Origin of the sequence: Deinococcus multiflagellatus, from assembly GCF_020166415.1 — a bacterium.
GTDB classification, from domain to species: Bacteria; Deinococcota; Deinococci; order Deinococcales; family Deinococcaceae; genus Deinococcus; species Deinococcus multiflagellatus.
The window spans coordinates 131,782-153,684 of record NZ_JAIQXV010000003.1 but is presented as its reverse complement, the minus strand read 5'-3'; the positions used below and the strand labels follow the sequence as shown (position 1 = coordinate 153,684).

Genomic DNA, 21,903 nt, shown 5'->3' with positions numbered 1-21,903 from the left:
ATTGCAGGTGAGGCTACAGTTCTGGTTCGCCGGAAGGGCCGGGGTGCACCGTGGTCTGCAGGCCCGGAAAGGCCGCGCGCAGCTCCCGGGCCAGTTCGCGCAGGCCCCACCGTTCGGTGCGGGCGTGGCCCAGCGCCACCAAGCCCAGGCCCGCCGCCTGCAGGGCGGGCACGGCCGAGGGCCGCACCTGCCCGGTCAGGTACACCTGCGCGCCGGCCCCCGCCACCAGGGCCACCGTCTCTGGATTCAGGCGGTTCATCAAGGCCACGCGCAGCGGCGCCCCAGCCTGTGCCGGAGGAAAAGAGGCGTCCTCACCGCCCAGTTCGGCGTGCAGGGCGGCGCGCAGGTCATCCCAGGTGGTCTGGGGCGGCGTGGCCAGCAGACCGGCAGGTTGGCCGGCCCAGGTCAGGACGTGCCCGTCCGTCCAGCCCAGGCGCGCGGCCAGCACCCGGTTCGGCCCAGTGGTCAGGTGCAGGTCAAAGCCGTCGTGGGCACCCAGCACGCCCAGGCCCGGCCAGCCCTCCCCCACCCCGCGCGAGCGGTGCACAAAGAGGGCGTCGGCGGCCAGACGGGCAGGGAGATCCGCCGGTTCCAGCGCCAGGGCCAACTGGGTCACTGCCTCCGGGCCGGGGCGCTTGAGGGGCTGGGGCTCGTCCAGGCGCCGCTGCAGCCACTCGGCCAGCGCGCTGAGGGTGGCGGGGGACATGAGGGCCAGCATACGCAACCTGGGCCGCGCCGGGCCGGCGCAGGCGGCAGACTGGGCCGGTGACTGCCTCTGCCCAGACCATCACGCTGGCCACGCCGCTGAGCCTGCGCACGTCCTTCCGCTTTCCGGTGCAGCATGCCCAGGCGCGGCGCGAGGTGCTGGTGGGGGCCGCCCTGCTGCTGGTCTTTCCCCTGGGCTGGCTGCTGAACATGGGCCACCGCATCCTGATGGTTCACGCCATGCACACCGGGCGCCCCGCGTGGCCCACCTGGCCGGCCTGGGGGGAATGGGGGCGCTGGGCCGAGTTGCTGCGGCACGGCTGGCTGACTTTTCTGGGCATGGTGCAGTACCACAGCCCCGCCGTGGTGGCCGAAGCCCTGGCGTGGCAGCTGCACAGCCCCGCGCTGCATGGGCTGGCGGCGCTGCTGTGGCTGCTGGCCACCGCCGCCGTGCCCGGCTACATGACCCATTACTGCCGCGCCCTGGACCCGCGCGAGATTTTTGACCCCTGGCGGGCCCTGCGCCGGGTGCGCGAGGGCGGCCGGGCCTACTGGCATGCCTGGGGCATTGCGCTGTGCGCGCTGGCCTGCTCGTTTTTGGGCGTGCTGGTGGGCGGCGTGGGCTTTCTGGTCAGCAGCGTGTGGTTCTGGCAGGTGGCGGGGTTCAGTTTTGCCACGGTCTTCACGCAGCGCTTTGGGCTGGGCGACGGAGCGGGCGACGCCGGGGCCCTGCCCGCGTGAGCAGGTGGCGGTCCGGTCCACCCGCCCGGCAGCGCACCCGCCCTCAAGACAGCCCACGCTGCGGTCTGGAGAGGGCACCCACCTTCGCCCAAAGCGGCCCTGGACGTTTCCCCAAGGCCGCCCCGAGGGCCACTGTCAGCGGGTCAGCGCCGCGCGGATCTGCCGCACGGCCTCATCCAGGATGGCGCGCACGCTCTGGGCCGGCGCAGTCTGCAAGCGGCGCAGGGCCTGATCCCAGGGCCCCCAGACCGCGGCCATTTCGGGAACGGAAGGAACAGGCACGCCGGCCCGGATGGCCTGGTCAAAGCCGCCCAGGGCCGGGACTTCCTGCGCCACCTGGGCGCGGGCGGCTGGACTGGACGGCGGGCGTCCCCCCGCCCGGTACAGCGTGACCTGCGACGTTTCGGTGGTCAGGGCGCGGGCCAGGGCCAGCGCTTCTTTCTGGTGGGGACGGCGCGCCGCGACCATGACCCCCTGACGGCCCACAAAGGGTTGCCAGGGCCCCGCTGCCCCTGGAAGCGGCGGCAGGGGGGCCGAGCGCACGTCCCGCCCGGTTTGCTGCAGGCGCCCCAGGTTCCACGGGCCGGTCACCCACATCGCCAGGCGCCCATCTCCGAACGCCACCAGCGCCGCGCGGTCGTTCAGCCCGGACACCATGCCGGATATCTTTCCCAGCTCGCGCAGAAAGGTGCCTGCCTGCACCGCGCCGGGTGCGGCCAGGCCCAGGTCACTGGTGCCCTTCGGGCCGAAGGGTGAGGCGCCGTACGCCTGAAACACCCCCGCCTGCGTGTACGCACTGGTCAGGTCCAGCGCCAGCCCCAGCCGGCCCGCTTGCACTTCAGCGGCGGCCACCCGCTCCAGTTCAGCCCAGGTGGCCGGCGCCCTGGGGATCACGCGGGGGTTATACACCAGCGCGACGGCCTCGGCGGTCAGGGGCAGGCCCCGCAGTGTGCCCTGAACGGTAAACGCCCGCACGCCTTGGGGGTCGCCACCTGGCCCTGCAGGCAGCGGCGCGGCCAGGGGCGCGGCAGCAGCCAGCCACTCATCGGGGACGCCCACCACCACATCCGGCCCCGTGCGATCTGCGGCGGCCCAGCGCGGGCCCAGTTCGTCAAACGGCACGGTGAGAATCTGGACGCGGTGGCCGGTGCTCGCCGTAAAGGCCCGCGTCTGGAGGGTCAGCCAGTCCCGGTCACCCCCCACATAATGGGTCCAGACGGTCAGGGTGACGGCCTGTCCGGTGCCGGCCAACAGCAGCAACAGGGTAGGAAGGGTGCGCCGCATACCTGAAGAAGAGTACAGCGGTCCAGCCACGACGAAGGCCGCCCCCACTGATTCGTGGGGGCGGCCTTCGTGCACCTTCTGTGGTTACGCGAACTGCGCCAGCACCTGCTCCAGGCGCTCTTTCTGCGCACCGAAGTCGGCCACGCGGCGCTTCTCTTCCTCAATCACCTCGGCGGGGGCGCGGGCCACAAAGCCCTCGTTGCTCAGCTTGCCCTGCGCCTGTTTGATCTGCTTGTCGAATTCGGCCAGACGCTTCTTTTGCTTGCCCAGCCAGTCGGCAATGTCCACCGTGCCTTCCAGGGGCGCGCGCACCGTCACGCCGCGTTCCACCAGGGACAGGGTGCGGCCCTCCAGCGCCGGCACCAGGGCCACGCGCGCCAGGCTTTCGACCACGCGGGCGTTGTCGTGCACAGTGGCGGCGCGCTCGCCTTCCACCACCACGTTCAGGCGGTCCTGCGGGGCCAGGCCCAGCTCACTCTTCAGGCTGCGGGCGGCGGCCACGGCGGCGCGCAGGGCGTCAAAGGCGCCTTCGGCCTCCGGGTCACGCAGGGCGTCGTCCGGGCGGGGCCAGGAGTGCAGCGCCACCTGACGGCGGTGGCCCAGGCCCGCGTACAGCTCGCTGGTAATGAAGGGCATGAAGGGGTGCAGCAGCTTCAGGATGTGTTCCAGCGTGGCCTTCAGCGTGACCAGGGTGGTCAGCTTGCCCTCCGAGAGGGCCGGCTTGGCCGCCTCGATGTACCAGTCGCAGAATTCGTCCCAGGTAAAGGCGTACAGGCTGCGAATGGCCGCGCCGATGTCAAAGGCGTCCAGGTGGGCGGTCGCCTCGGCGGTCACGGCGTTCAGGCGCGAGAGAATCCAGCGTTCGGCCAGCCCCAGATCCGGGCGGGCGCGCACAGTGGTAATGGCGTCGCGGCTGCGCATCGGCTCGCCGGGCAGGGGGTCCAGGGCACTTTGCACGTAGCGGATCAGGGCTTCGTCGGCCTCGCTGCCACTGGTCTGCAGGTTGGGCAGGGCCTCGCCCAGGCGCAGCAGGGCAAAACGCGCGGCATTCCACAGCTTGTTGGCAAAGTTGCGGCCCTGCTCAAAGCGCCGGGGGTCGTGCTTGATGTCCTGCCCGCCGGTGGAGAGGTACGAGAAGGCGAAGCGGCAGGCGTCCACCCCGTACCCGTCAAACAGTTCCAGGGGGTCAATGCCGTTGCCCTTGCTCTTGGACATCTTCTGGCCCTTGGCATCCAGGTACAGGCCGTGCAGCATCACCGTATGGAAAGGGGCCTGCCCGGTCAGGCCGTAGGCCGCCATCTGCATCCGCGCCACCCAGAAGAACAGGATGTCGTAGCCGGTCACCAGCACCTGCGTGGGGTAGAACTTGCGGAAATCCTCGTGGTCGGTGTCGGGCCAGCCCAGGGTGGAAAAGGGCCAGAGGTTGCTGGAAAACCACGTGTCGAACACGTCGGGGTCGCGGCGAAGGTTCAGATGCTGGTAGCGGGGGTCCTGGTCGCAATCCAGATCGGGATTCTCCGGGTCCGGGACGTAGATGTTGCCGTCCTCGTCGTACCACGCGGGAATCTGGTGGCCCCACCACAACTGCCGGCTGATGTTCCAGTCGCGGATGTTCTCCAACCAGTCGCGGTTCACCTTGGCGTAGCGCTCGGGCACCAGCTGCATCTCGCCCGCGTCCAGGCCCGCGAGGACCTGATCGGCAAAGGGCTTCATCTTCACGAACCACTGCTCGCTCACGATGGGTTCCACCGGCACCTTGGTGCGCTCGGACAGACCAATGGCGGTGTCGTGGTCCTTTTCGTCCAGCAGGTCGCCGGATTCGGTCAGCGCCTTCACCACCGCCTTGCGGGCGGCAAAGCGCTCCATGCCCCGGAATTCGGCGGGCACGAGGTCCCCCGTGAGGTTCCCCTGCAGGTCAATCACGCTGGGGCGCGCCAGGCCGTGCCGCTCGCCAATCTCAAAGTCGGTGGGGTCGTGAGCCGGGGTGATTTTCAGGGCGCCCACGCCAAACTCCATCTCCACGGCTTCATCGGCAATGATGGGCACGTAGCGGTCGGTCAGGGGAATGCGCGCCTCCTGGCCGATCAGGTGGGCAAAGCGGGGGTCCTGCGGGTGAACGGCAATCGCCTGATCGGCAAAGATGGTTTCCGGGCGCACGGTAGCAATGCGAATTTCGCCGGCCTCGCCGTTGCTGGGCGCCGCCGCCGGGTCGCGCAGCTTGTACGCCAGGGTGGACATCTTGCCCTTGCGGACCTCGCGGTCAATTTCCAGTTCGGACAGGGTGGTTTGCGCCGCCGGGTCCCAGTTCACGATGCGTTCGCCCCGGTAGGCAAAGCCGTCGTGGTACAGCTTGACGAACTGCCAGCGCACCGCGCGACTCAGGCCCTCGTCCATCGTAAAGCGCTCGCGGGTCCAGTCGGCGCTGACGCCCAGGCGCGAGAGCTGGTTCAGGATCATGCCGCCGGACTCGGCCTTCCAGTCCCAGACTCTCTCTAGAAACGCTTCGCGGCCCAGGTCGTGGCGCGAGGTGCCCCCATCGCGCAGCTGCCGCTCCACGACCACCTGGGTGGAAATGCCCGCGTGGTCCATGCCGGGCAGGTACAGCGCCTCAAAGCCCTGCATGCGCTTGAAACGGATCAGCGTGTCAATCAGGGTGTTGTCCAGCGCGTGACCCAGGTGCAGATTGCCGGTCACGTTGGGCGGCGGAATCACGATGGTAAACGGCTCTTTGCCGCTGGTGGCGTCAGCGCGGAAGGGCTCGGTGCGCCACTTGGCGGCCCACTGCGGCTCCACGGCCTGCGGATCAAACTGCTTGGCCAGGGTAGAGGCGTCGTTCTCGGGGGCGGACTGGGGCGCGCTGGACTGGGGGGCGGGGTCGGTCATGGGGAGGCTCCTGGGGGCGGGAAGTGGGGCGGGGTCAGTGGGCAGGGATGAGGCGCTGAAGGTGGGGCAGCGCGGCCTCGTAGCCGAAGCCGGGAATGAGGCCGTGGGTGCTCTGGGGAACGAAGCGGCAGTGGAAGGTCATGCCCTGGTCGGTTTCGCCACCCGTGACCTGATGGGTCCAGTCGTCGGGCGTGGTGGGCGGCGCGGCCAGCCACAGGTAGTGCCAGACCTGCGAATTTTCGCCGCGCGTCCAGTGGAACGAGGCGAGGTGAACCGGCGAATGCAGGCGCAGCCCGGTTTCCTCGAAGGTTTCGCGGATCACGGCCTCGGCGGGGGTTTCGCCGGGGTCCACGCCGCCTGCAGGCACCTGAATGCCAGCGTCGGGGTACAGGGGCGGGTGCTCAAAGACCAGCAGTTCGTGGGGCGCGCGGGTGATGTAGGCCAGCACCCGCTGGCGCCAGCCACGGCTCACGGCCAGGGCAATGGCCTCGGTCAGCGGCCGTTCGGAGCCCGTCATTTGGGTTGCTGTGCTCATGGCTGGGTCCTCCAGAAACGAAAAAACGTCCCGTCCGCCGACCTCTGGGGGCCGGATGCGGACGAGACATGAATGGAAGTCCCGTGGTACCACCGCTCTTCCCCCCTGGCTGGGGGGCACTCTGCGCGCGCTGTGCCGGGCGCAACCCGGGAAGGTCTACTGGGCGCCCCACAAAAGGCCGGGGGGCCGTTCTTCTTCCATGCTCGCGGGCGACTTTCCCCGGCTGCCTTCCCGGTCCCGCTCTCAGTCGCGGCGAGACCTCTCTGTGGGCGCAACCTTCCGGGTACTCCTCCCGGTCACTGCTGTTCGGGAGTGTACGCGGGGGCGGGGGCGGTTTTCAATCCGCCGCCTGGCCCATAGGCGCCGCGCCCCTTGCGCAGGCACCCTGGCGAGATGCCCACTGACGACTGGACCGGCCTGACCCTGTACCACCGCGCCGTGCGGGACGTGCGCGGCGAGGCCCTGTTGCCCCTGAGGCGCCTGAAGGCCGCCTTCCCCGACGTCTATGCCCGCGAAGTCGCCAAATACCAGGGCCGGGAAGCCCTGCTGACCGAACCCGTGGCCCGCCTGGGCTGCCAGTGGCCGGACGTGCTGTTCTTCTCGCCCGTGCATCCAGGCCCGCTGCTGAACGCCGTGCGGGCCACCGGGCGCGCGGTGCCCCCGGTGCGGTTCTGGACGCTGCCGGCCGGGGCACTGGACCCAGCGCGGGCCTGCGTGCGGCTGGTCCGGCCCTGGCCCGACGGGGTCAAACCCGAACCCGACCCGGCCGACGAATTACCCTTTACCGCTGCAGTTGTGCAGCAGGTGGCCTCACCACCCCCGGAAACCCTGGCCCGGCTGGGCCAGCTGCCGCCAGGGGGCCCGCTGATCCTGTGGCTGGACGTGCCCCATGTCCTATACCGGGGCGAGGTGCCGCTGGGCAAGCTGCAGGAGATCTACGCGTGAAGGGATAGCCCATCAGCCTCCCCTGATAAAGATTCCGGTTCACCCGTTCTTCCATCGCTGATGCACCTGACCGGAGGGGCTCGCAGGGCTGCGCAGCAGAGAAGGGGAAAAGGTGACGGAGAGGCATGGAAGCACCGGAACAAAGCGGAGGGGCTATTACGGATGATCCGGAATCCCTGAACACGTCCGAGCATTGCCCTGCTCATGCCTCCCTCTCTTCGGCCAATGGTCCACACAGTTCATAAGTGAGGCGAGCTGGCCATAAAGGGAAGGTCGTCTGTAAGGCCAGGCCCACCCCCCAGCTGCCCAAATTCCTCCCCCGGCGACTCCCCCATAGGGCTGGAGGCGTCAGAACAGCGCGTTCGTCGGGTCGGCCTACCCGGAATGCCCACACGGCCAAATCGGCTTTGACTGGGTTTAATTTTGAATCGAGTTAAAGTAACGCATGTCGCCCACGGCCTGCATGTTCCGCACCTCCGCTGGTCACGCGCTGGCCGCCACCGTGTACACCCCAGACGGCCTCTCGCCGGCCCAGGTGAGGAAGTCCGTGTTGCTGGCCCCGGCCACTGGCATCCGGCGGGGCTTTTACGGGGCATTCGCGGCGCATCTGGCGGGCCAGGGGTACGGGGTGCTGAGCTTTGATTTTCAGGGCATTGGCGGATCACTTAGCGGCGCACTGCGCGATTGCCCGGCCTCGCTGGTCAGCTGGGGCGAGGTGGACCTGCCCGCTGCCCTAGACGAACTGACGCGGCAGTTTCCGGCGGCCCGCCCCCAGTTGGTGGGCCACAGCGCGGGCGGGCAACTGGTGGGCCTGATGCCGGGTGCCGGGCGCCTCGCCTCGGTGCTGGCGGTGGCGGGGTCGTCGGGGCAGCTGGCGCAAATGCCCGCGCCCTATCGCCTGAAGGCCGAGTTCTTCATGCGGGTGCTGATTCCGGCCAGCACCCTCGCCCTCGGCTACGCCCGCACGGACCTTGTGGGCATGGGCGGACCGCTGCCACGCGCGGCAGCAGCGCAGTGGGCGCGCTGGTGCCTGGGCCGGGGCTATGTCGAAACCGGCTTTGGCCGCGAGGTCCGCACGCACCAGTACGACACCCTTGACCTGCCCAGCCTGTGGCTGCGGGCGGCAGACGACGAGATTGCCGTGCCCGCCAATGTGGAGGACATGATCCGCGTGTTCAAGAAAATGGCCCCGCACGCCCAGCGCCAGACGCTGCACCCCGCCGACTACGGCCTGCCGCGCCTGGGCCATATGGGCTTCTTTCACCCGGACGCGCGGGCCGTGTGGCCGGTGATGGTGGCGTGGCTAGAGCGCCACGCCGGGTAGGGGGTTAAGGGCGGCTGGGCGCCCCTTCACGCTCTGCCGCCTCAGCGGCCAGTTCGTAGCGGTACAGGAGGGGCTTTTTTAGCAGGCCCCGGGGCACGGTGACGGTGGCGCTGCGGTAGGGCACCCCGGTCACGCTGGCGCCGGGCGCAAAGGTCTGGGCCTCGGTGCCCACCCGCGCGGCGCGTTCGCCCAGGTCCAGAGGGCCCTCGGCACGCACGAGCACGTCGTAGGGATGCTCAATCAGGACCGTCAGTTTCACGCGCTGCCCGGCGAGGCTGCGCAGGGGGTTGGCGGCGCTGGAAAAGGTAGCTCGCACCGGGCTGGCAAGGCGCTCGCAGGTCACGCGCAGGCTCAGGGCGTATTCGCCCACGGGAAAGCGCACCTCGCGGATCAGGGTCACGCCGTCGCCCTCGGCCTCGCGGAAGGCCGAGAGCAGCGCTGCGCGGCGGTTGCGCAGCAGGGTCACGGGGGCGGGGCTGCCCCCCTCCATGGGAAAGTCGCCCCGGCCAATCAGGCGCTCGGCGTGCAGCAGGGTGTCTTCGCGGGTGCGGAAGGTGCGGTGCGTGACCGCTTGGTGGGGATGCCAGCGCCCGGCCGAGTCGCGCTGCTGCCACTCGACCCACAGCTCGAAGTGGTCGTGTTCGCGCCAGCTGGGGTGCGCCTGAATGGCCGGGGCCGGGCGCGCCTGATGCTCGCGGCCGTAATCCTCGCGCGTTTCGGTTCGGGTGTCGTGGTAGGTGACAGCGCTCATGGGTCCTCCGCTGCTGCCCATCATGCCTGACCTGGGCGCGGCGTGTGCAGAGGCTTCATAAGCGCATAAGGCGCGCCCCGTCCTGGGGGCGTGCCAGGGCGGGCTCGGCGCCCACCTTCCCCCGCCGCCTCAAGGCAGGCCAGAGGCGCGGCCCAGAGGCTCAGCCCAGTTCGATCAGGCCCGCCAGCAGGAAGGGGCGCAGGGTTTCCAGGGTGGCGCGCGGGGCCTCGGGCGAGCGTTCCAGCAACATGCGGATGTTCTGGCTGTCGCCCACCAGGTTCAGCACCCGGAACTGGGTGCGGGTGACCGGCTGGGCGTCGTTCCACTTGGCACTGAAGCGCAGGCGCTGGTTCCAGTCGGGGAAGGTGCGCGACAGCGCGGCCCAGCCTTCAGAGTCGTCCAGCAGGCGGCGCAGGGCCATGTCGCGGCGCAGGGCCAGGGTGCGGTTGGGGGGCTCCTGGCCCACCTCGAAGGTAAAGATGCCCGCGTCCAGGCTGGCCATGCACTGCAGGGCGTGCTCGCCGCGCAGCCGCCCGGCCTCGGCGTGCACGATCTCGCCGCGCTCCAGCCACAGCTGGCCGCCGCGAATGTGCTCCACGATGAGCCGCCCGGCCCGCCCGCTGGTCAGGAACATCTGCATCACGGACAGAAAGGGAAAGACCGCCAGGTCGCCTCGCACCATATGCCCCTCAGTGTAGTGCCCCCGTCCGGGGGTACACCAGTCCGCACAGCGGGGGGCCCGTGCACGCCCCCTGTGGGGGAAGTGGGGCCCAGAGCGGAGCCCAGGGCCGCTCAGGAGGCAACCGGGTGCGATGCTGGGGCAAACAACGTGGGGCCCTGCACAAAACAGCGCCGCCCACGACATCGAGGGACTGCTGCTCCCAGCGCCAGAGCAGGGGGAGGACCAGACTGGCACTGGGGCGAACGCAATGAAAGGCGGACGGAAACAGCGGGGCGGCTGACCTTGAGGGGCCAAACGGCAGGTTCTCCATGAAACGGCCCACTGCTGTGCGAAGATCGGCCCCGTGACGGACCCCGCCCTGCCCCTGCGTGCCCTGCTGTCCCTGTGCGCCGCCGACGCGCTGGGCGCGGCCACCGAGTTCAAGACGCCGGAAAGCATTGCCGCGCATTACGGCCCCACGCTGCGCCAGTACCAGCCGGGCAGCGTGTTTGGCTTTGCGCCCGGCGAGGCCACGGATGACAGCCAGATGGTGGTCGCCACCCTGCTGGGCTTTGCGAGGGGGCAGGGGCCGGCGGGCGTGCTGGCGGCGCTGCGCGACTGGCTGGGCACCGCGCCGCCGGATGTGGGCGGCCTGACCCGGCGCGCGCTGGCCCTGGGCCGCCTGGACGGCGGGGTGCGCGCCTGGGCCGAGAGCGGCTTTGATGCGGCAGGCAACGGCGGCCTGATGCGCATCGCCGCGCCTTGGCTGGCGGGCGTCCGGGGCGAGGCCCTGGCCCACGAGGCGGCGGTGCTTACAGCCCTCACGCACGCCGACCCGCGCTGCGTTCACGCCTCGGTGTTTTTCACGGCGTTTCTGGCGGCCCTGGAGAGCGGCGAAGCCTACGCCGAAGCCGCCCGCGCGGCGCTGGCGGTGATGGACCGCTTTGACGCCCACGCGGCGCTGGTGGACGCTGGCCTGCTGGGCGTGGACACCCAGGCAGCGTGGCGGGCCCTGCGCGAGCGGGACCGTGAGGCCCGCGCGGCGGTGCGCGCCCGCGTGCGCTCGGGGGCAGAAGGCACCTTCACCTCGCAAAGTGGCTATGTGCTCGACACCCTGGAAGCCGCCCTGGCCCACGGACGGCGGGGCGACTGGCTGGCGTGCATTGAACCCGCCGCGCGCCTGGGCGACGACAGCGACACCGTGGCCTGCGTGACTGGCGCCATTGCCGGCGCCCGGGGCCTGCCCGTCCCCGCCGACCTGCTGCCCCCCCTGCGCCTGGGCCACAGCTGGCCGGGCTGGGACCGGGCGTGGCGGTGTACAGAGCAGTTGCCCGCCGTCCTCGCAGCGGCCAGAAGGGCGCTGGGCCAGGAGCCATGAGCTCTGAGGAAAAACCTCATGGCTCATGGCCCATAGCTCATAGCCTCTTACCTCGTCAGCGCGTACGGAATCACATGCGGCTTCCCCGTATCCGGGTCCGGGATGAGGTGGCCGCGAAGCCCAAATACGTCGCGCAGCAGGTCGTGGGTCAGCACGGCTTCGGCCGGGCCCTGGGCGTAGACCTCGCCGCCCTTCATGGCGATGAGTTCGTGGCTGTAGCGCGCCGCCTGATTCAGGTCGTGCAGCACCATCACCACCGTCTTGCCCTGCTCGGCGTTCAGGCGCTGCGCGAGGTGCAGCACCTCCAGCTGGTGCGAGGGGTCCAGATAGGTGGTGGGTTCGTCCAGCAGCAGGATGTCGGTCTGCTGCGCGAGGCTCATGGCGATCCAGGCGCGCTGGCGCTGCCCGCCGCTCAGGGCTTCCAGGGGGCGGCCCGCGAAGATGCGCATGCCGGTCTGGTCCAGGGCCCAGGCCACGGCCTCGCGGTCTTCGGGGCGGCGCACCGGAAAGCGGCCCTGGTGCGGGTGGCGGCCAAACCACACGAGTTCTTCCACGCTGAGGCCTTCGGGGGCGCTGGGCCCCTGGGGCAGGATGGCCAGCCGCCGCGCGACCTCGCGGCTGGGCAGGGCGTGCAGCGCCTGCCCGTACAGCTCAATGTGGCCGCCCCCAGCAGGCAGCAGCCGCGCCAGCGCGCGCAGCAGCGTGCTTTTGCCGCAGCCGTTGGGCCCAATGATAGACGTGACCTGGCCGCCCGCCAGGTGCAGGTTTAGGTCCGGCACGATGACGGACTGGCCGTAGCCCAGGCGCAGGTTGGTGGTGGAGAGGGGGGGGTGGGTCATAGGGGGTGGGTGGTCAGTGGGAAGTGGGAAGTGGGAACAGAAGGGGGGCGGGGTGCGGGAGGCAGGCGGCGGGAAAAGCAGGGTGGGAATGCCGTTCAAGCGGAGAAGAAGGAGACTCGGGGCGGAGCAGTTTTCCACTCACCACTTTCCACGCCCCACTTACCCCGCCTTTCGCAGCAGATACAGAAAATACGGCGCGCCCACCAGGGTGGTGAAAATACCGGCGGGCACCTCGATGGGGGGCAGCAGGGCGCGGCCCAGGGTGTCGGCGGCCAGGACCAGGGCCGCGCCGAGCAGCATCGACACTGGCAGCAGGCGGGCGTGGCGCGCGCCCACCAGTAGGCGGGCAAGGTGGGGGGCCAGCAGGCCCACGAAGCCCAGGATGCCCGCGCCGGTCACGGCCGCGCCGGCCAGGGCCACCGCCACGCTTAAGCACAGCAGCCGCGCGGCGTTCACGCGCGTGCCCAGCGAGGTGGCGAGGTCCTCGCCCAGGTTCAGCAGGTCCAGGGGCCGGGCCAGCAGCAGCGCGGCGGGCAGCAGCGCCAGCGCCCAGGGCAGCAGGCGGGCGGCGCGCAGGGTGTCGGCGCCGTAGACCGTCCCGGTCAGGAAACTCAGGGCCGAGCCCAGACCGTCCGGGGCGCGCACCAGCACCAGTTGTTGCGCCGCGCCCAGGGCGGCGGCCACCGCCACCCCCACCAGCGCCAGCCGCACCGGATGCAGGCTGCTGGGCGGCGCCCCAGCCCAGTCGCGGGCCAGCGCCAGCACCAGCGCAAAGCCGCCCCAGGCGCCCGCCAGCGCCGCCCAGGGCAGCCCGCCCGCCGGGGCACCGGGCCACGCCAGCAAAAACACCGTGGCCGCCAGTCCGGCCCCCGCCCCCACCCCGATCAGGTCCGGCGAGGCCAGGGGGTTGCGAATCACGCCCTGCAACATGGCACCGGACGCCGCAAACATGGCGCCCGCCAGCAGCGCCACCGCAATGCGCGGGGCGCGCAGGTCCAGCACCAGCTGCCGGGTCAGGTCGTCGCCGCCGCCCAGAAGCACGCGCAGCACGTCGCCCGCCGGGGTACGCACCGCACCCAATCCCAGCGCCAGCACGGCCAGCGCCAGGGTCAGGGCCAGCAGGCCGGCCCCCAGCCACAGGGCGCGGGCGGCGCCCAAGCGGCGCTCTGGGCCAAGCGGCAGGGTCACGGGTAACGGAAACGGCCAGCGGGCGCGGCGTCTTGCAGCAGGCGGCTTTCAATGGCCTCGGCCACCATCAGTTTCAGGGCCAGCGGGCCCCGGCCGCGCGTCCAGTTGTCGCGGTTAAACACGTACACCCGGCCGCGCGCTACGGCCGGCAGCTTCTGCCACAGCGGGTTTTTCTTCCAGGTGTCGGTGATCGGGGTTTCGTCGGGGGCGGTGAACAGCACCAGCGTCTGCGGCTGCAGCGCCACCAGCCCTTCCAGCGAGAGCTCGTACTGGGTCTGGTCCCCCTTGATCGGCAGCAGGTTCTTGCGGCCCAGGTCTTCCAGGAAGCTGCCCACGAAACTCTGGTTGGTGTGCACGGTCAGGCCCTGCGGCGTGGCCACCGCCGCCACGAAGGCAGGCGCTCCCTTCTTGGCAAAGGCGCGGGCCTTTTGCATCAGGCTGGCCTGATCGGCCAGCAGGCGCTTCGCCGCCGCTTCCCGGCCCACCAGCTGCCCAATCAGGAGGGTCTGGGCGTTCAGGTCATCCATGCTGCCCCGGCGGCTCTGAAAGGCGGCGGTGGGGGCAAGGCGGCCAAACGGCGCCAGGGTGGCCTTGTGCACAAAGGCGTCGGCCAGAATCAGGTCGGGGCGCAGGGCGGCCATGGTTTCCAGGCTGGGCTGGGCCCGGCTGCCGGTGGCCGTGATGCCGGCCATACGCGGGGCCAGGTACGGGGGCGCGCCCCGGTCACCGCCCTGGGTGCCCAGCGCGCCGCCCACCGGCTTCACGCCCAGGGCCACCAGGGTATCCAGAAACGAGTATTCCAGCGCCACCACGCGCTTTGCCGGCGCATCCAGGGTGAGGGTGCCGCCCTCATGGCGAACGGTTACAGCGGCGGCGGTGGCCGCCAGGGCCAGGGTGCAAAGGGTCAGCAGGCGTTTGTTCATGTGGAGAGGCTCCTTGGGAAGGGGGGGGTGGGACGTGGGGTGTAGGAAGTAGGAAAAAAGGGGCGATTACGCTTTGCGGCCCACGCGGCGGGCCAGCAGCACGAAGAAGGGGGCGCCCGCTGCGGCCACCAGTAGGCCCACCGGGGTTTCGGCGGGTTTGTCCACCAGCCGGGCGGCGGTGTCGGCGGCGACCAGGAAGGCCGCGCCCAGCAGGGCCGCCAGCGGCAGGCTGAGGCGGTGGTCGGGGCCCATCAGGGCGCGCGCGGCGTGCGGCACGATCAGCCCCACGAAGCCCACCGGGCCCACCACGCTCACCGACGCGGCGGCCAGCAGCACGCCCAGCGCCGTCACCACCGCCGAGTCGCGCTCCAGGCGGGCGCCCAGGCCCCGGGCCACATCGTCGCCCAGGGACAGCAGGTTCAGCCTGGGGCTCAGCAGAAGGCTCAGCCCCAGCCCCAGGGCCACCCACGGCGCGATCTGGGCGGCGTGGTCCCAGGTGCGGCCCGCCACGCTACCGGACAGGGCGAACAGCGCGCCCTGCGCCCGCTGCTCCCACAGCAACTGAAGAAAGCGGCTGGCCACCCCCACCAGACTGGCCACCGCCACCCCCGCCAGCGCCAGCCGCAGCGGCGTGACGCCCACGCTGCGCGCCACGCTGTAGGCCACGCTGGCCGTCAGAGCGCCGCCCAGAAAGGCGGCCGGTACAAACAGGCACGCGGGGGCAGCCGGAAAGAACACCACCATCACCAGAATCGCTAGGGCGCCGCCAGCCTCCACGCCCAGAATGCCGGGGTCGGCCAGCGGGTTGCGGGTCACCGCCTGCAACATCAGGCCCGACACGCCTAGGCCCGCCCCGGCCAGCGCCGCCACCACGGTGCGCGGCAGGCGCAGGGTCTGCACCACCAGACTCTCGGTGGAGTCGTTGGGGGCCAGCAGCAGGGACAGCACCTGACCCGGGCGCAGGTCACTGGCCCCAAAGGCCAGCGAGGCCAGCCCCGCCAGCCCCAGGACCAGCACGCCCAGGCCCAGCCACAGCGGCGGGGCGCGGCGGGGCCGGGCAGCGCGGCCCGCCGCAGGGTTCAGCACCACGTCACCCGGTACTGTTTGACCTCGGACCACTCGGCCTTGTGGCTGGAGCCGGGCACGCGCAGCAGGTCGTGGGCCACGCGGGCGCGCACGGCGCCGCTCTCCCCTCTCCAGGTGTAGGTCAGGGTCACCTCGTCGCCCTCGCCCTGCCCGCTCCCCGGCTGCACCGTGGCCTGCCGCTCGGCGCTCAGCCACGCCCAGCCGTGGCGCACGAACAGTTCGCGGTCCACGACCTGGGCCAGCGGCGGCAGCCCGGCAAAGCCGCGCAGATGGCGGGCCACTCCTGCAGGGGCCACGGCCCGGCGGGCCACCTGCACGGCCAGCTCCGGGGTCAGGTGCGCCCACATCAGCCCCGACGGCAACTCCACGGCGGTCGCGGCAAAGCGGTGCCCACCAAAGTGCCCGGTGCGCCACGCGCGCAGCCCCGCCGCGCCCAGGCCCTGAAACACCGGCACCCCGTAGCGCCCACACGAGGCGTCCACCGTGCCGTGGGTGCAAACGTGAACATCTGGGCCGTCTGGCACGGCCTCTTCCTGCCAGCCCCGCAGGTTGGCGGGCTCCAGCAGCGTGTCGGTCAGGCCCCGGGCCCACTCGCTCTGGGGCAGGTCGCTGGCGTAGTCGCGCCGGGCGTAGCCCCCGGGCCCCAGGCGGTAGTGGCGCACCCGAAGCGGCGCCCCTGGCGTGTGCGGCGCGCTCATCAGCAGGCCAAACCCCGCCCCCGAGGCCTCCACCTTGCCGCGCAGGCGCTCAAAGACCTCTTGCTGCTGGGGGGTCCAGCCCGCCACGTCGCGCACGCGGGCCCACAGGGGCATGTCCAGTTCCAGCACCGTCACCTCCTGCCAGTGGGACGCGGTGCCAATCGGGTCTTCGTTCAGGTCGCGCGACACATCGGCGCACAGCGGCAGGCGGGCGGCAGCGGTCATGGCCGGCTCACTTCACCTTGTCCAAAATCAGCTTGGTCAGGGCCGCGCTGTGGCGCAGGCTGGTCAGGGGGCCGCTGTAGGGGCTGAAGTCCTCGGGGACATACACCACGCTCTGGGCCTTCAGGCGCTGGCCCACCGGGCTGTTCAGAAAGGCCTCGGCGCCGTTGTACTTGCCGCCAGGAGGAAACAGCACCACCAGCGTCTGTTTGTCCAGGCCCAGCAGCGCCTCGTCACTGACCGCCGAACCCACGCCCAGGGTGGTTTTCGCGCCGCGCAGCCCGTCTTTGAAGCCCAGGGCGCGCAGGTCCGGCACCAGGCGAACATCGGTGTACAGCCAGTTGCTGCCGCCCGCAAAGGGGGCCACCACGACCACCTTGGGGTACTTGCGGAACACCCCGGCCGCAAGCAGCTTGCGCGCGTTGGCGCGGTGGGTGTCGGCCACCTGTTTGATCACCCGCTCGGCCTCTATCTGCTTACCGAACACCTTGGCCAGATCGCGCAGGCCACGCTGCCAAAAGCCGGCGCCCGCCTCGGCGTAGCCCACAGTGGGGGCAATCCGGCTCAGCTGCTCGTAATTCTGGTTGCCTTGCCACGTCAGGCGCACGATCAGGTCGGGCTTCAGCGCCGTGATGGTTTCCAGGTTGGGCGCCGTCCACGAGCCGATGTAGGCGGGGCTGTTCAGCTTCACGCGCCCGTAGAAGCCCTGCTTCAGCACCTCGGGCTTGATCTTGCCGCCGCTCAGGTCCCCGGGCGTGAAGTAGGTGCTGCCCAGGCCCACCACCCGGTCACTCACGCCCAGCGCCGCCAGCCAGCCCAGGGCTTCCTCATCCAGCGCCACCACACGCTGGGGGTTGGTGGGCACGGTGGTCTTGCCGTCGTCGTGGATCAGGGTCAGGGCCTGCGCCGCAGCGGTGGCGGCCAGCAGCAGGGTCAGGGTGGTCAGCGGCTTCAACACGCCCGGCATCCTGAACTAAACCGAGTGATTTAGTCAAGTTTAAGCAGCCCGGTGGTGGGGGGGGTTCTGACGGGGGCCGCGCGCCCTCTCCCCCGCCTCCCCTGTGCAGGTGTGGGGGCATGGTGTACACTGTCAGGGTTGCCCGCTACGCACATGCCCCGGTGACACCCCAGGGCGCAGACGTGGCGGAGGAGGCACCCCATGAAGAAAGACATCCACCCCAAAACCGTTCCTTGCAAGATCATCTACCAGGGCCAGGTCGTGATGGAAACCCTGAGCACCAAGCCCGAGATTCATGTGGATGTCTGGAGCGGCGTGCACCCCTTCTGGACCGGCGAAGAGCGCTTCGTGGACACCGAAGGCCGCGTGGACAAGTTCAACAAGCGCTTCGGCGACAGCTACCGCACCAAGAAGAAGTAAGGCCCCTGGCCCCCGCTTCGCGCCCCGCCCCCCGGCGGGGTGTTTTCGTTGCGTGGGGCCATGGGCTCTGGGCAAAAGCAGTCAGGCCACCTGCCTCGCGCCATCTGCCATCTGCCATCCGCCTTCTCCCATCTCCCCTCCACCATCACCCATCACCCCTTTCCCGCCCCATGCCATACTCCCCCCCGTGCTCAAGTCCCCCTACCACGGCGGTCACCTGGAAGTCATCGTCGGGCCCATGTTCAGTGGCAAAAGCGAGGAGCTGATTCGCCGGGTCACGCGCGCCGTGATCGCGCGGCAGAGCGTGCAGGTGTTCAAGCCCGCCATTGATGACCGCTACCACGTCTCGGCGGTGGCCAGCCACGCGGGGCGGCAGGTGCAGGCGGTGGCGGTGCGCGGCGCGGCCGACATCCGCGCGCATCTGGCGGGCGAGGGCGCGCTCCTGAGTGACCCTGGCGAAACGCCGCTGCCCGATGTGGTGGGCATTGACGAGGTGCAGTTTCTGGGTGAGGACGTGGTGCCCCTGGCCCTGGACCTCGCCTCGGCAGGCGTGCGGGTGATTCTGGCGGGGCTGGACCTGGATTTCCGCGCCGAGCCCTTTGGCTGCATGCCCGACCTGCTGGCCCGCGCCGAAAGCGTGGAGAAGCTGACCGCCATCTGCACGGTGTGCGGCGCCCCCGCCACCCGCTCCCAGCGCCTGATTGGCGGCCAGCCCGCCCGCCTGGGTGACCCGGTGCTGCTGGTGGGCGCCCAGGAAAGCTACGAGGCCCGCTGCCGGGTGCACCACGAGTTGAGGCGTTGATAGTGAATGGGTGATGGCTGATAGGCAAAGAGAGCGGTGGCCTGCGGCTGGCCCTGATCTACCCAAGACCAGAGCGTTCCGCTCCACACCGCCCTTTCCATCACCCATCAACCATGACCCATCAACCCGCCGCCCCTGGGCGGCGCCTGCACTATCATGGGCTTCATGGCGTATACCATTCTCGTCGCGGACGACGAACCGGCCATCCGGACCATGCTGGAGGTCATTCTGTCGGCGGACGGGCACGAAATTGTGGCGGTGCAGGACGGCAAGCTGGCGCTGGATTACCTTCGGGACCACACGCCAGACGCCATGCTGCTGGACGTGAAGATGCCGCACATGGACGGCTTTGAAATCTGTTCGCGGGTCAAACGCATCAAGCGGCTGCGCGACACCCCGGTGCTGCTGCTCACCGGCTTCGACGACGACCAGACGCGCGACCACGCCAAGCTCGTGGGCGCCGACGACATTGTCTACAAGCCCCTGTCCGGCAAGAACCTGCGCAACCGGGTCAACCAGCTGATCGAGGCCCGGCGCCGCTGATGCCCGCGTTTTCCTGGAGCCGGACGTGATCTACGTCCTGCGCTTTTTTAAGTTTCTGATCTCGCTGCTGCTCGCCGCCCTGGTGGCGGGCCTGGGCGTGGCGACCACCTACGCGGTCAAGTGGGGCCGTGAACTGCCCGACTACCGTGAACTGGACAACCTCACGCGCTCGCTGGGCGCCGAAACCCGCGTGTATGCCCGCGATAACACGCCGCTGGGCACCCTGATTCCCAAGGTGGGCGATCAGGCGATCAGCCGCACCATTGTCAGCCTCGACGAGATCAGCCCGTTTATGGTGGCGGCCCTGATTTCCAACGAGGACCGCCGCTTTTTCGAGCACTACGGCCTGGACCCTTACGGCATTGGGCGGCAGTTTCAGCGCCTGGCGCGCGGCGAGAACGTGCAGGGCGGCAGCACGCTCACCAACCAGCTGATCAAGAACACCCTGCTGCTGGAGGAATACCAGCAGGCGCGCAGCCCCGACCGCAAGTTCAAGGAATGGATGCTCAGCGTGCAGGTGGAGCGCTCCTTTACCAAGGAAGAGATTCTTCAGAACTACCTGAACGCCATTTACTGGGGCGACGGCGGCCCGGTGGAGCTGTACGGCATTTACTCGGCGGCGCAGGCCTACTTTGGCACCACGCCCAAGCAACTGACCCTGGGCCAGAGCGCCTACCTGACGGTGCTGGTGCCCAGCCCGGGCCGCTTTTACCCCAACTACAAGGCCGTGCGGCCCCTGATGAAAACCCTGCTGGCGCGCATGGTGGAAGACGGGTGGATCACCCAGGCGCAGATGGACGCCGCGTGGCGCGAGAAGGTGGAGCCCAGGGGCTGGAAGATCACCTACGACGCCCAGGGCAACGTGCTGAGCGCCAACAACGTGGACCCCACCCAGAAGGAACTCAAGGCCGTGACCAGCACCCGCGCGCCCCACTTTATGGGGCAGGTGGAGACCGAACTCGTGCGCCGCTTTGGGCGCGAGAAGGTGTACGGCTCGGGCGGGCTGCGCGTGTACACCACGATGGACCCCAAGATCCAGAACGCGGTGGAAACCGCCAGCCGCGAGGCCACTGGCCTGCCGCCCGGGACCACCCTGGGCGCCACCATCATCAACCCCTACACCGGCGAGGTGCTGGGCATGATTGGGCAGAAGCTGCGCGGCAGTGAGCCCCCCGCCGCCTGGAACAACGCGGCGCAGGGCCAGCGCCAGATCGGCTCGACCATCAAACCGCTGCTGTACACCACGGCGCTCTCCACAGGACTGACCCAGGCCCACCGCGAGGAAGACCGGCCCATTTCCTTTCCCTGCACCGGATGCAAGAACGGCGTGTACGCGCCGCAGAACTTTGAGGGCAACACCACCTACCGCGACATGACCATCCGTGAGGCGCTGGACCGCTCGCTGAACCTGGTCACGGTGCGCCTCGCCGACCGCATCGGCCTGCAGACCTTCTTCGGTAAGCTGCGGCAGCTGGGCCTGCAGACCAACGACGGCACCGGTCTGGCCGCCGCGCTGGGCGCGGTGGAAACCACCCCGGTCAAGATGGCGGCAGCTTACGCCCCCTTTGTCAACGGCGGGCTCTACCGCGCGCCCCGGTACCTGACCCGCGTGACCACCGCCCGGGGCGAGGTGCTGTACGACGCGGGCAGCGAGCCGGTACGCCCAGCGCGCGTCTGGACCCCGCAGATCGCGTGGCTGGGCCTGGACATGATCCGGGGCGTGGTCAACGACATGACCGAGGCGCAGGGGGGGCTGGCCACCCGCGCCAAGTTCGGCGACTGGCCGGTGGCCGGCAAGACCGGCACCAGCAACGGCCCCAAGGACTTCTGGTTCGTGGGCACCACGCCGCTGTATACCGGCGCCGCCTGGGTGGGGCGCCAGCAGGGCGGCGACATGCCCACCTATTACTACTCGGGCTATGTGGCCGCGCCCATCTGGCGCCGCATGATGGAACTGGCCCACGCCGGACAGGCCACGCGGCAGTTCAGCGAGCCCCCCGGCATCCAGTACGCCCCCGCCCCAGACCCGCAGTTCCTGCCCAACGTGAAAATTGCGGTGCTGGACCCCAGCTTCCGCGGCGCCGCCAACACCGACGTGCAGGAGGACGCCCCGCCCCCCGTGCAGTACCGCGAAACCGGCTACGCCCCCACCGAGGACCCCAACACGGTGCTGGTCAGCCTGGACCGGGTGACCAACCGCCTCGCCACCGAGTTCACGCCGCCCGAGAACATCGTGCAGCGCCGCGTGGAAATCGAGGCCCTGCCCGCCTACGCCCCCGACCCCGCGCCCCAGCCCCTCAAGGACGAGACGCCCGACCCGGCGGCGCTGAAGGCCACCCGAACACCTGCGAATCAGGCCGTGTCTGGGGGACAGCCGGGGCCGTGAACTGCGGGCCAGAAGCCCTGAGGCTTGCCGCCCTCCATCACCCGCTGCTCTGCCCGCCGGCGCCCCACCTCACCTCGGGGTGCCGGCCCCTATTGCCCTGTGCGCAACCAGCCCCGCACGGCCCAGAGGCCTCATGGCCCATAGCTCATGGCTCATGGCTCGTGGCTCCTCTCACCCCCGCGTCATCCCCGCCGCCCGGCCCCTCTGGCATCATGGGCGCCATGCGACCCCGCCGCGCGCCACTGCTGACCCTGCTGCTCACCCTGGGCGTCTCCACCGCCGAGGCCCGGGTGCGGCTGGGTGAGGCGCTGCCCGCCCACCCGTGGACGGCGGCCGAGCGCGAGGTGGTGGTGGTCTACAGCCACGACTGCGGCGATCTAGGTGACCTGTGGCAGGCCGTGCTGGCGTCCGGGCTGCCGGTGCGGGCGGTGAATGCCGAGGGCGTGCCCTCCCCGGCACCGGCGGGCCTGGCCCCCTGGCGGGGCGAAGCGGCCACCGCCTTCGCGCGCAAACTGCGGGTGGGTGCCTACCCCACGGTGCTGCTGGTGCAGGACGGACGGATTCTGAATGCCTGGGAAGGCACCTTCAAAGGCACGCTGAACTAGGTCCCGCGCGGCTGATCCCAAGGTCA

General features: G+C 70.2%; 21 protein-coding genes. 9 read left to right on the top strand and 12 right to left on the bottom strand.

Going from position 1 to position 21,903, the window contains the following annotated elements; translation table 11 throughout:
• Positions 1-13: 13 nt before the first annotated feature.
• Positions 14-706, bottom strand: coding sequence for a Nif3-like dinuclear metal center hexameric protein (locus K7W41_RS05865; protein WP_224605656.1), 693 nt, complete (start codon positions 704-706; stop codon positions 14-16).
• Positions 707-765: 59 nt separating this feature from the next.
• Between K7W41_RS05865 and K7W41_RS05860 the strand changes: the two genes are divergently transcribed.
• Positions 766-1,446 carry a hypothetical protein gene (locus K7W41_RS05860; protein ID WP_224605648.1) on the top strand — a complete coding sequence of 227 codons (681 nt, stop codon included), beginning with the start codon at positions 766-768 and terminating at the stop codon, positions 1,444-1,446.
• A gap of 135 nt (positions 1,447-1,581) precedes the next feature.
• On the opposite strand, the gene K7W41_RS05855 is transcribed toward K7W41_RS05860, so the two are convergent.
• From K7W41_RS05855 to K7W41_RS05845, 3 genes are all read right to left on the bottom strand, one after another.
• Positions 1,582-2,730 carry a sugar ABC transporter substrate-binding protein gene (locus tag K7W41_RS05855; RefSeq protein ID WP_224605647.1) on the bottom strand — a complete coding sequence of 383 codons (1,149 nt, stop codon included), beginning with the start codon at positions 2,728-2,730 and terminating at the stop codon, positions 1,582-1,584.
• An 84-nt stretch (positions 2,731-2,814) separates the two neighbouring features.
• Positions 2,815-5,613, bottom strand: coding sequence for a valine--tRNA ligase (locus tag K7W41_RS05850; RefSeq protein ID WP_224605644.1), 2,799 nt, complete (start codon positions 5,611-5,613; stop codon positions 2,815-2,817).
• A gap of 34 nt (positions 5,614-5,647) precedes the next feature.
• Complete coding sequence (locus K7W41_RS05845; protein ID WP_224605642.1) at positions 5,648-6,130, bottom strand: NUDIX hydrolase; 483 nt, start codon at positions 6,128-6,130, stop codon at positions 5,648-5,650.
• A 411-nt stretch (positions 6,131-6,541) separates the two neighbouring features.
• Between K7W41_RS05845 and K7W41_RS05840 the strand changes: the two genes are divergently transcribed.
• Together K7W41_RS05840 and K7W41_RS05835 are read left to right on the top strand one after the other, a co-directional pair.
• Positions 6,542-7,093, top strand: a complete 552-nt coding sequence (locus tag K7W41_RS05840) for a hypothetical protein (RefSeq protein WP_224605640.1) — start codon at positions 6,542-6,544, stop codon at positions 7,091-7,093.
• A 445-nt stretch (positions 7,094-7,538) separates the two neighbouring features.
• Positions 7,539-8,417: an alpha/beta hydrolase family protein gene (locus K7W41_RS05835; RefSeq protein ID WP_224605638.1), complete on the top strand. Its 879-nt coding sequence runs from the start codon at positions 7,539-7,541 to the stop codon at positions 8,415-8,417.
• A gap of 4 nt (positions 8,418-8,421) precedes the next feature.
• Here K7W41_RS05835 and K7W41_RS05830 read toward each other — a convergent pair whose 3' ends face one another.
• Positions 8,422-9,168 carry a hypothetical protein gene (locus tag K7W41_RS05830; RefSeq protein WP_224605636.1) on the bottom strand — a complete coding sequence of 249 codons (747 nt, stop codon included), beginning with the start codon at positions 9,166-9,168 and terminating at the stop codon, positions 8,422-8,424.
• A gap of 160 nt (positions 9,169-9,328) precedes the next feature.
• Positions 9,329-9,850: a DUF4388 domain-containing protein gene (locus tag K7W41_RS05825; RefSeq protein ID WP_224605633.1), complete on the bottom strand. Its 522-nt coding sequence runs from the start codon at positions 9,848-9,850 to the stop codon at positions 9,329-9,331.
• Positions 9,851-10,193: 343 nt separating this feature from the next.
• On the opposite strand from K7W41_RS05825, the gene K7W41_RS05820 reads away from it, so the two are divergent.
• Entirely contained in the window at positions 10,194-11,207 is a 1,014-nt protein-coding gene (locus K7W41_RS05820; protein ID WP_224605630.1) for an ADP-ribosylglycohydrolase family protein, read from the top strand.
• A gap of 47 nt (positions 11,208-11,254) precedes the next feature.
• Here the strand turns inward: K7W41_RS05820 and K7W41_RS05815 are convergent, their stop codons facing one another.
• From K7W41_RS05815 to K7W41_RS05790, 6 genes are all read right to left on the bottom strand, one after another.
• Entirely contained in the window at positions 11,255-12,046 is a 792-nt protein-coding gene (locus K7W41_RS05815) for an ABC transporter ATP-binding protein (RefSeq protein ID WP_224605627.1), read from the bottom strand.
• A 159-nt stretch (positions 12,047-12,205) separates the two neighbouring features.
• Positions 12,206-13,228, bottom strand: a complete 1,023-nt coding sequence (locus K7W41_RS05810) for a FecCD family ABC transporter permease (protein ID WP_224606200.1) — start codon at positions 13,226-13,228, stop codon at positions 12,206-12,208.
• Between the two features lie 2 nt (positions 13,229-13,230).
• Positions 13,231-14,157, bottom strand: coding sequence for an ABC transporter substrate-binding protein (locus tag K7W41_RS05805; RefSeq protein WP_224605624.1), 927 nt, complete (start codon positions 14,155-14,157; stop codon positions 13,231-13,233).
• Between the two features lie 66 nt (positions 14,158-14,223).
• Positions 14,224-15,243, bottom strand: a complete 1,020-nt coding sequence (locus tag K7W41_RS05800; protein ID WP_396115166.1) for a FecCD family ABC transporter permease — start codon at positions 15,241-15,243, stop codon at positions 14,224-14,226.
• Complete coding sequence (locus tag K7W41_RS05795) at positions 15,237-16,166, bottom strand: sucrase ferredoxin (protein ID WP_224605621.1); 930 nt, start codon at positions 16,164-16,166, stop codon at positions 15,237-15,239. The genes K7W41_RS05800 and K7W41_RS05795 overlap by 7 nt, the downstream gene beginning before the upstream one ends.
• A gap of 7 nt (positions 16,167-16,173) precedes the next feature.
• On the bottom strand, positions 16,174-17,130 hold the full coding sequence (locus K7W41_RS05790) for an iron-siderophore ABC transporter substrate-binding protein (protein ID WP_380053498.1): 957 nt from the start codon (positions 17,128-17,130) through the stop codon (positions 16,174-16,176).
• A gap of 192 nt (positions 17,131-17,322) precedes the next feature.
• Between K7W41_RS05790 and rpmE the strand changes: the two genes are divergently transcribed.
• From rpmE to K7W41_RS05765, 5 genes are all read left to right on the top strand, one after another.
• Positions 17,323-17,541, top strand: coding sequence for a 50S ribosomal protein L31 (rpmE, locus tag K7W41_RS05785; RefSeq protein ID WP_107138623.1), 219 nt, complete (start codon positions 17,323-17,325; stop codon positions 17,539-17,541).
• A 187-nt stretch (positions 17,542-17,728) separates the two neighbouring features.
• The gene (locus K7W41_RS05780) at positions 17,729-18,343 is read left to right on the top strand and encodes a thymidine kinase (RefSeq protein WP_224605616.1); all 615 of its coding nucleotides are present in this window, start codon (positions 17,729-17,731) and stop codon (positions 18,341-18,343) included.
• Between the two features lie 156 nt (positions 18,344-18,499).
• Positions 18,500-18,886, top strand: coding sequence for a response regulator (locus tag K7W41_RS05775; RefSeq protein ID WP_224605613.1), 387 nt, complete (start codon positions 18,500-18,502; stop codon positions 18,884-18,886).
• Positions 18,887-18,911: 25 nt separating this feature from the next.
• On the top strand, positions 18,912-21,272 hold the full coding sequence (locus K7W41_RS05770; RefSeq protein WP_224605610.1) for a transglycosylase domain-containing protein: 2,361 nt from the start codon (positions 18,912-18,914) through the stop codon (positions 21,270-21,272).
• 221 nt (positions 21,273-21,493) lie between these two features.
• Positions 21,494-21,877, top strand: coding sequence for a penicillin-binding protein (locus K7W41_RS05765; RefSeq protein ID WP_224605607.1), 384 nt, complete (start codon positions 21,494-21,496; stop codon positions 21,875-21,877).
• The last annotated feature ends 26 nt before the right edge of the window (positions 21,878-21,903 follow it).

What these genes read in the sequence shown, in the direction of transcription:
- K7W41_RS05795 (WP_224605621.1), bottom strand. Translation starts at nt 16,166, where the DNA reads ATGACCGCTGCCGCCCGCCTGCCGCTGTGCGCCGATGTGTCGCGCGAC.
- K7W41_RS05825 (WP_224605633.1), bottom strand. Translation starts at nt 9,850, where the DNA reads ATGGTGCGAGGCGACCTGGCGGTCTTTCCCTTTCTGTCCGTGATGCAG.
- K7W41_RS05840 (WP_224605640.1), top strand. Translation starts at nt 6,542, where the DNA reads ATGCCCACTGACGACTGGACCGGCCTGACCCTGTACCACCGCGCCGTG.
- K7W41_RS05845 (WP_224605642.1), bottom strand. Translation starts at nt 6,130, where the DNA reads ATGACGGGCTCCGAACGGCCGCTGACCGAGGCCATTGCCCTGGCCGTG.
- K7W41_RS05765 (WP_224605607.1), top strand. Translation starts at nt 21,494, where the DNA reads ATGCGACCCCGCCGCGCGCCACTGCTGACCCTGCTGCTCACCCTGGGC.
- rpmE (WP_107138623.1), top strand. Translation starts at nt 17,323, where the DNA reads ATGAAGAAAGACATCCACCCCAAAACCGTTCCTTGCAAGATCATCTAC.
- K7W41_RS05865 (WP_224605656.1), bottom strand. Translation starts at nt 706, where the DNA reads ATGTCCCCCGCCACCCTCAGCGCGCTGGCCGAGTGGCTGCAGCGGCGC.
- K7W41_RS05805 (WP_224605624.1), bottom strand. Translation starts at nt 14,157, where the DNA reads ATGAACAAACGCCTGCTGACCCTTTGCACCCTGGCCCTGGCGGCCACC.
- K7W41_RS05830 (WP_224605636.1), bottom strand. Translation starts at nt 9,168, where the DNA reads ATGAGCGCTGTCACCTACCACGACACCCGAACCGAAACGCGCGAGGAT.
- K7W41_RS05835 (WP_224605638.1), top strand. Translation starts at nt 7,539, where the DNA reads ATGTCGCCCACGGCCTGCATGTTCCGCACCTCCGCTGGTCACGCGCTG.
- K7W41_RS05850 (WP_224605644.1), bottom strand. Translation starts at nt 5,613, where the DNA reads ATGACCGACCCCGCCCCCCAGTCCAGCGCGCCCCAGTCCGCCCCCGAG.
- K7W41_RS05790 (WP_380053498.1), bottom strand. Translation starts at nt 17,130, where the DNA reads ATGCCGGGCGTGTTGAAGCCGCTGACCACCCTGACCCTGCTGCTGGCC.
- K7W41_RS05815 (WP_224605627.1), bottom strand. Translation starts at nt 12,046, where the DNA reads ATGACCCACCCCCCCCTCTCCACCACCAACCTGCGCCTGGGCTACGGC.
- K7W41_RS05855 (WP_224605647.1), bottom strand. Translation starts at nt 2,730, where the DNA reads ATGCGGCGCACCCTTCCTACCCTGTTGCTGCTGTTGGCCGGCACCGGA.
- K7W41_RS05775 (WP_224605613.1), top strand. Translation starts at nt 18,500, where the DNA reads ATGGGCTTCATGGCGTATACCATTCTCGTCGCGGACGACGAACCGGCC.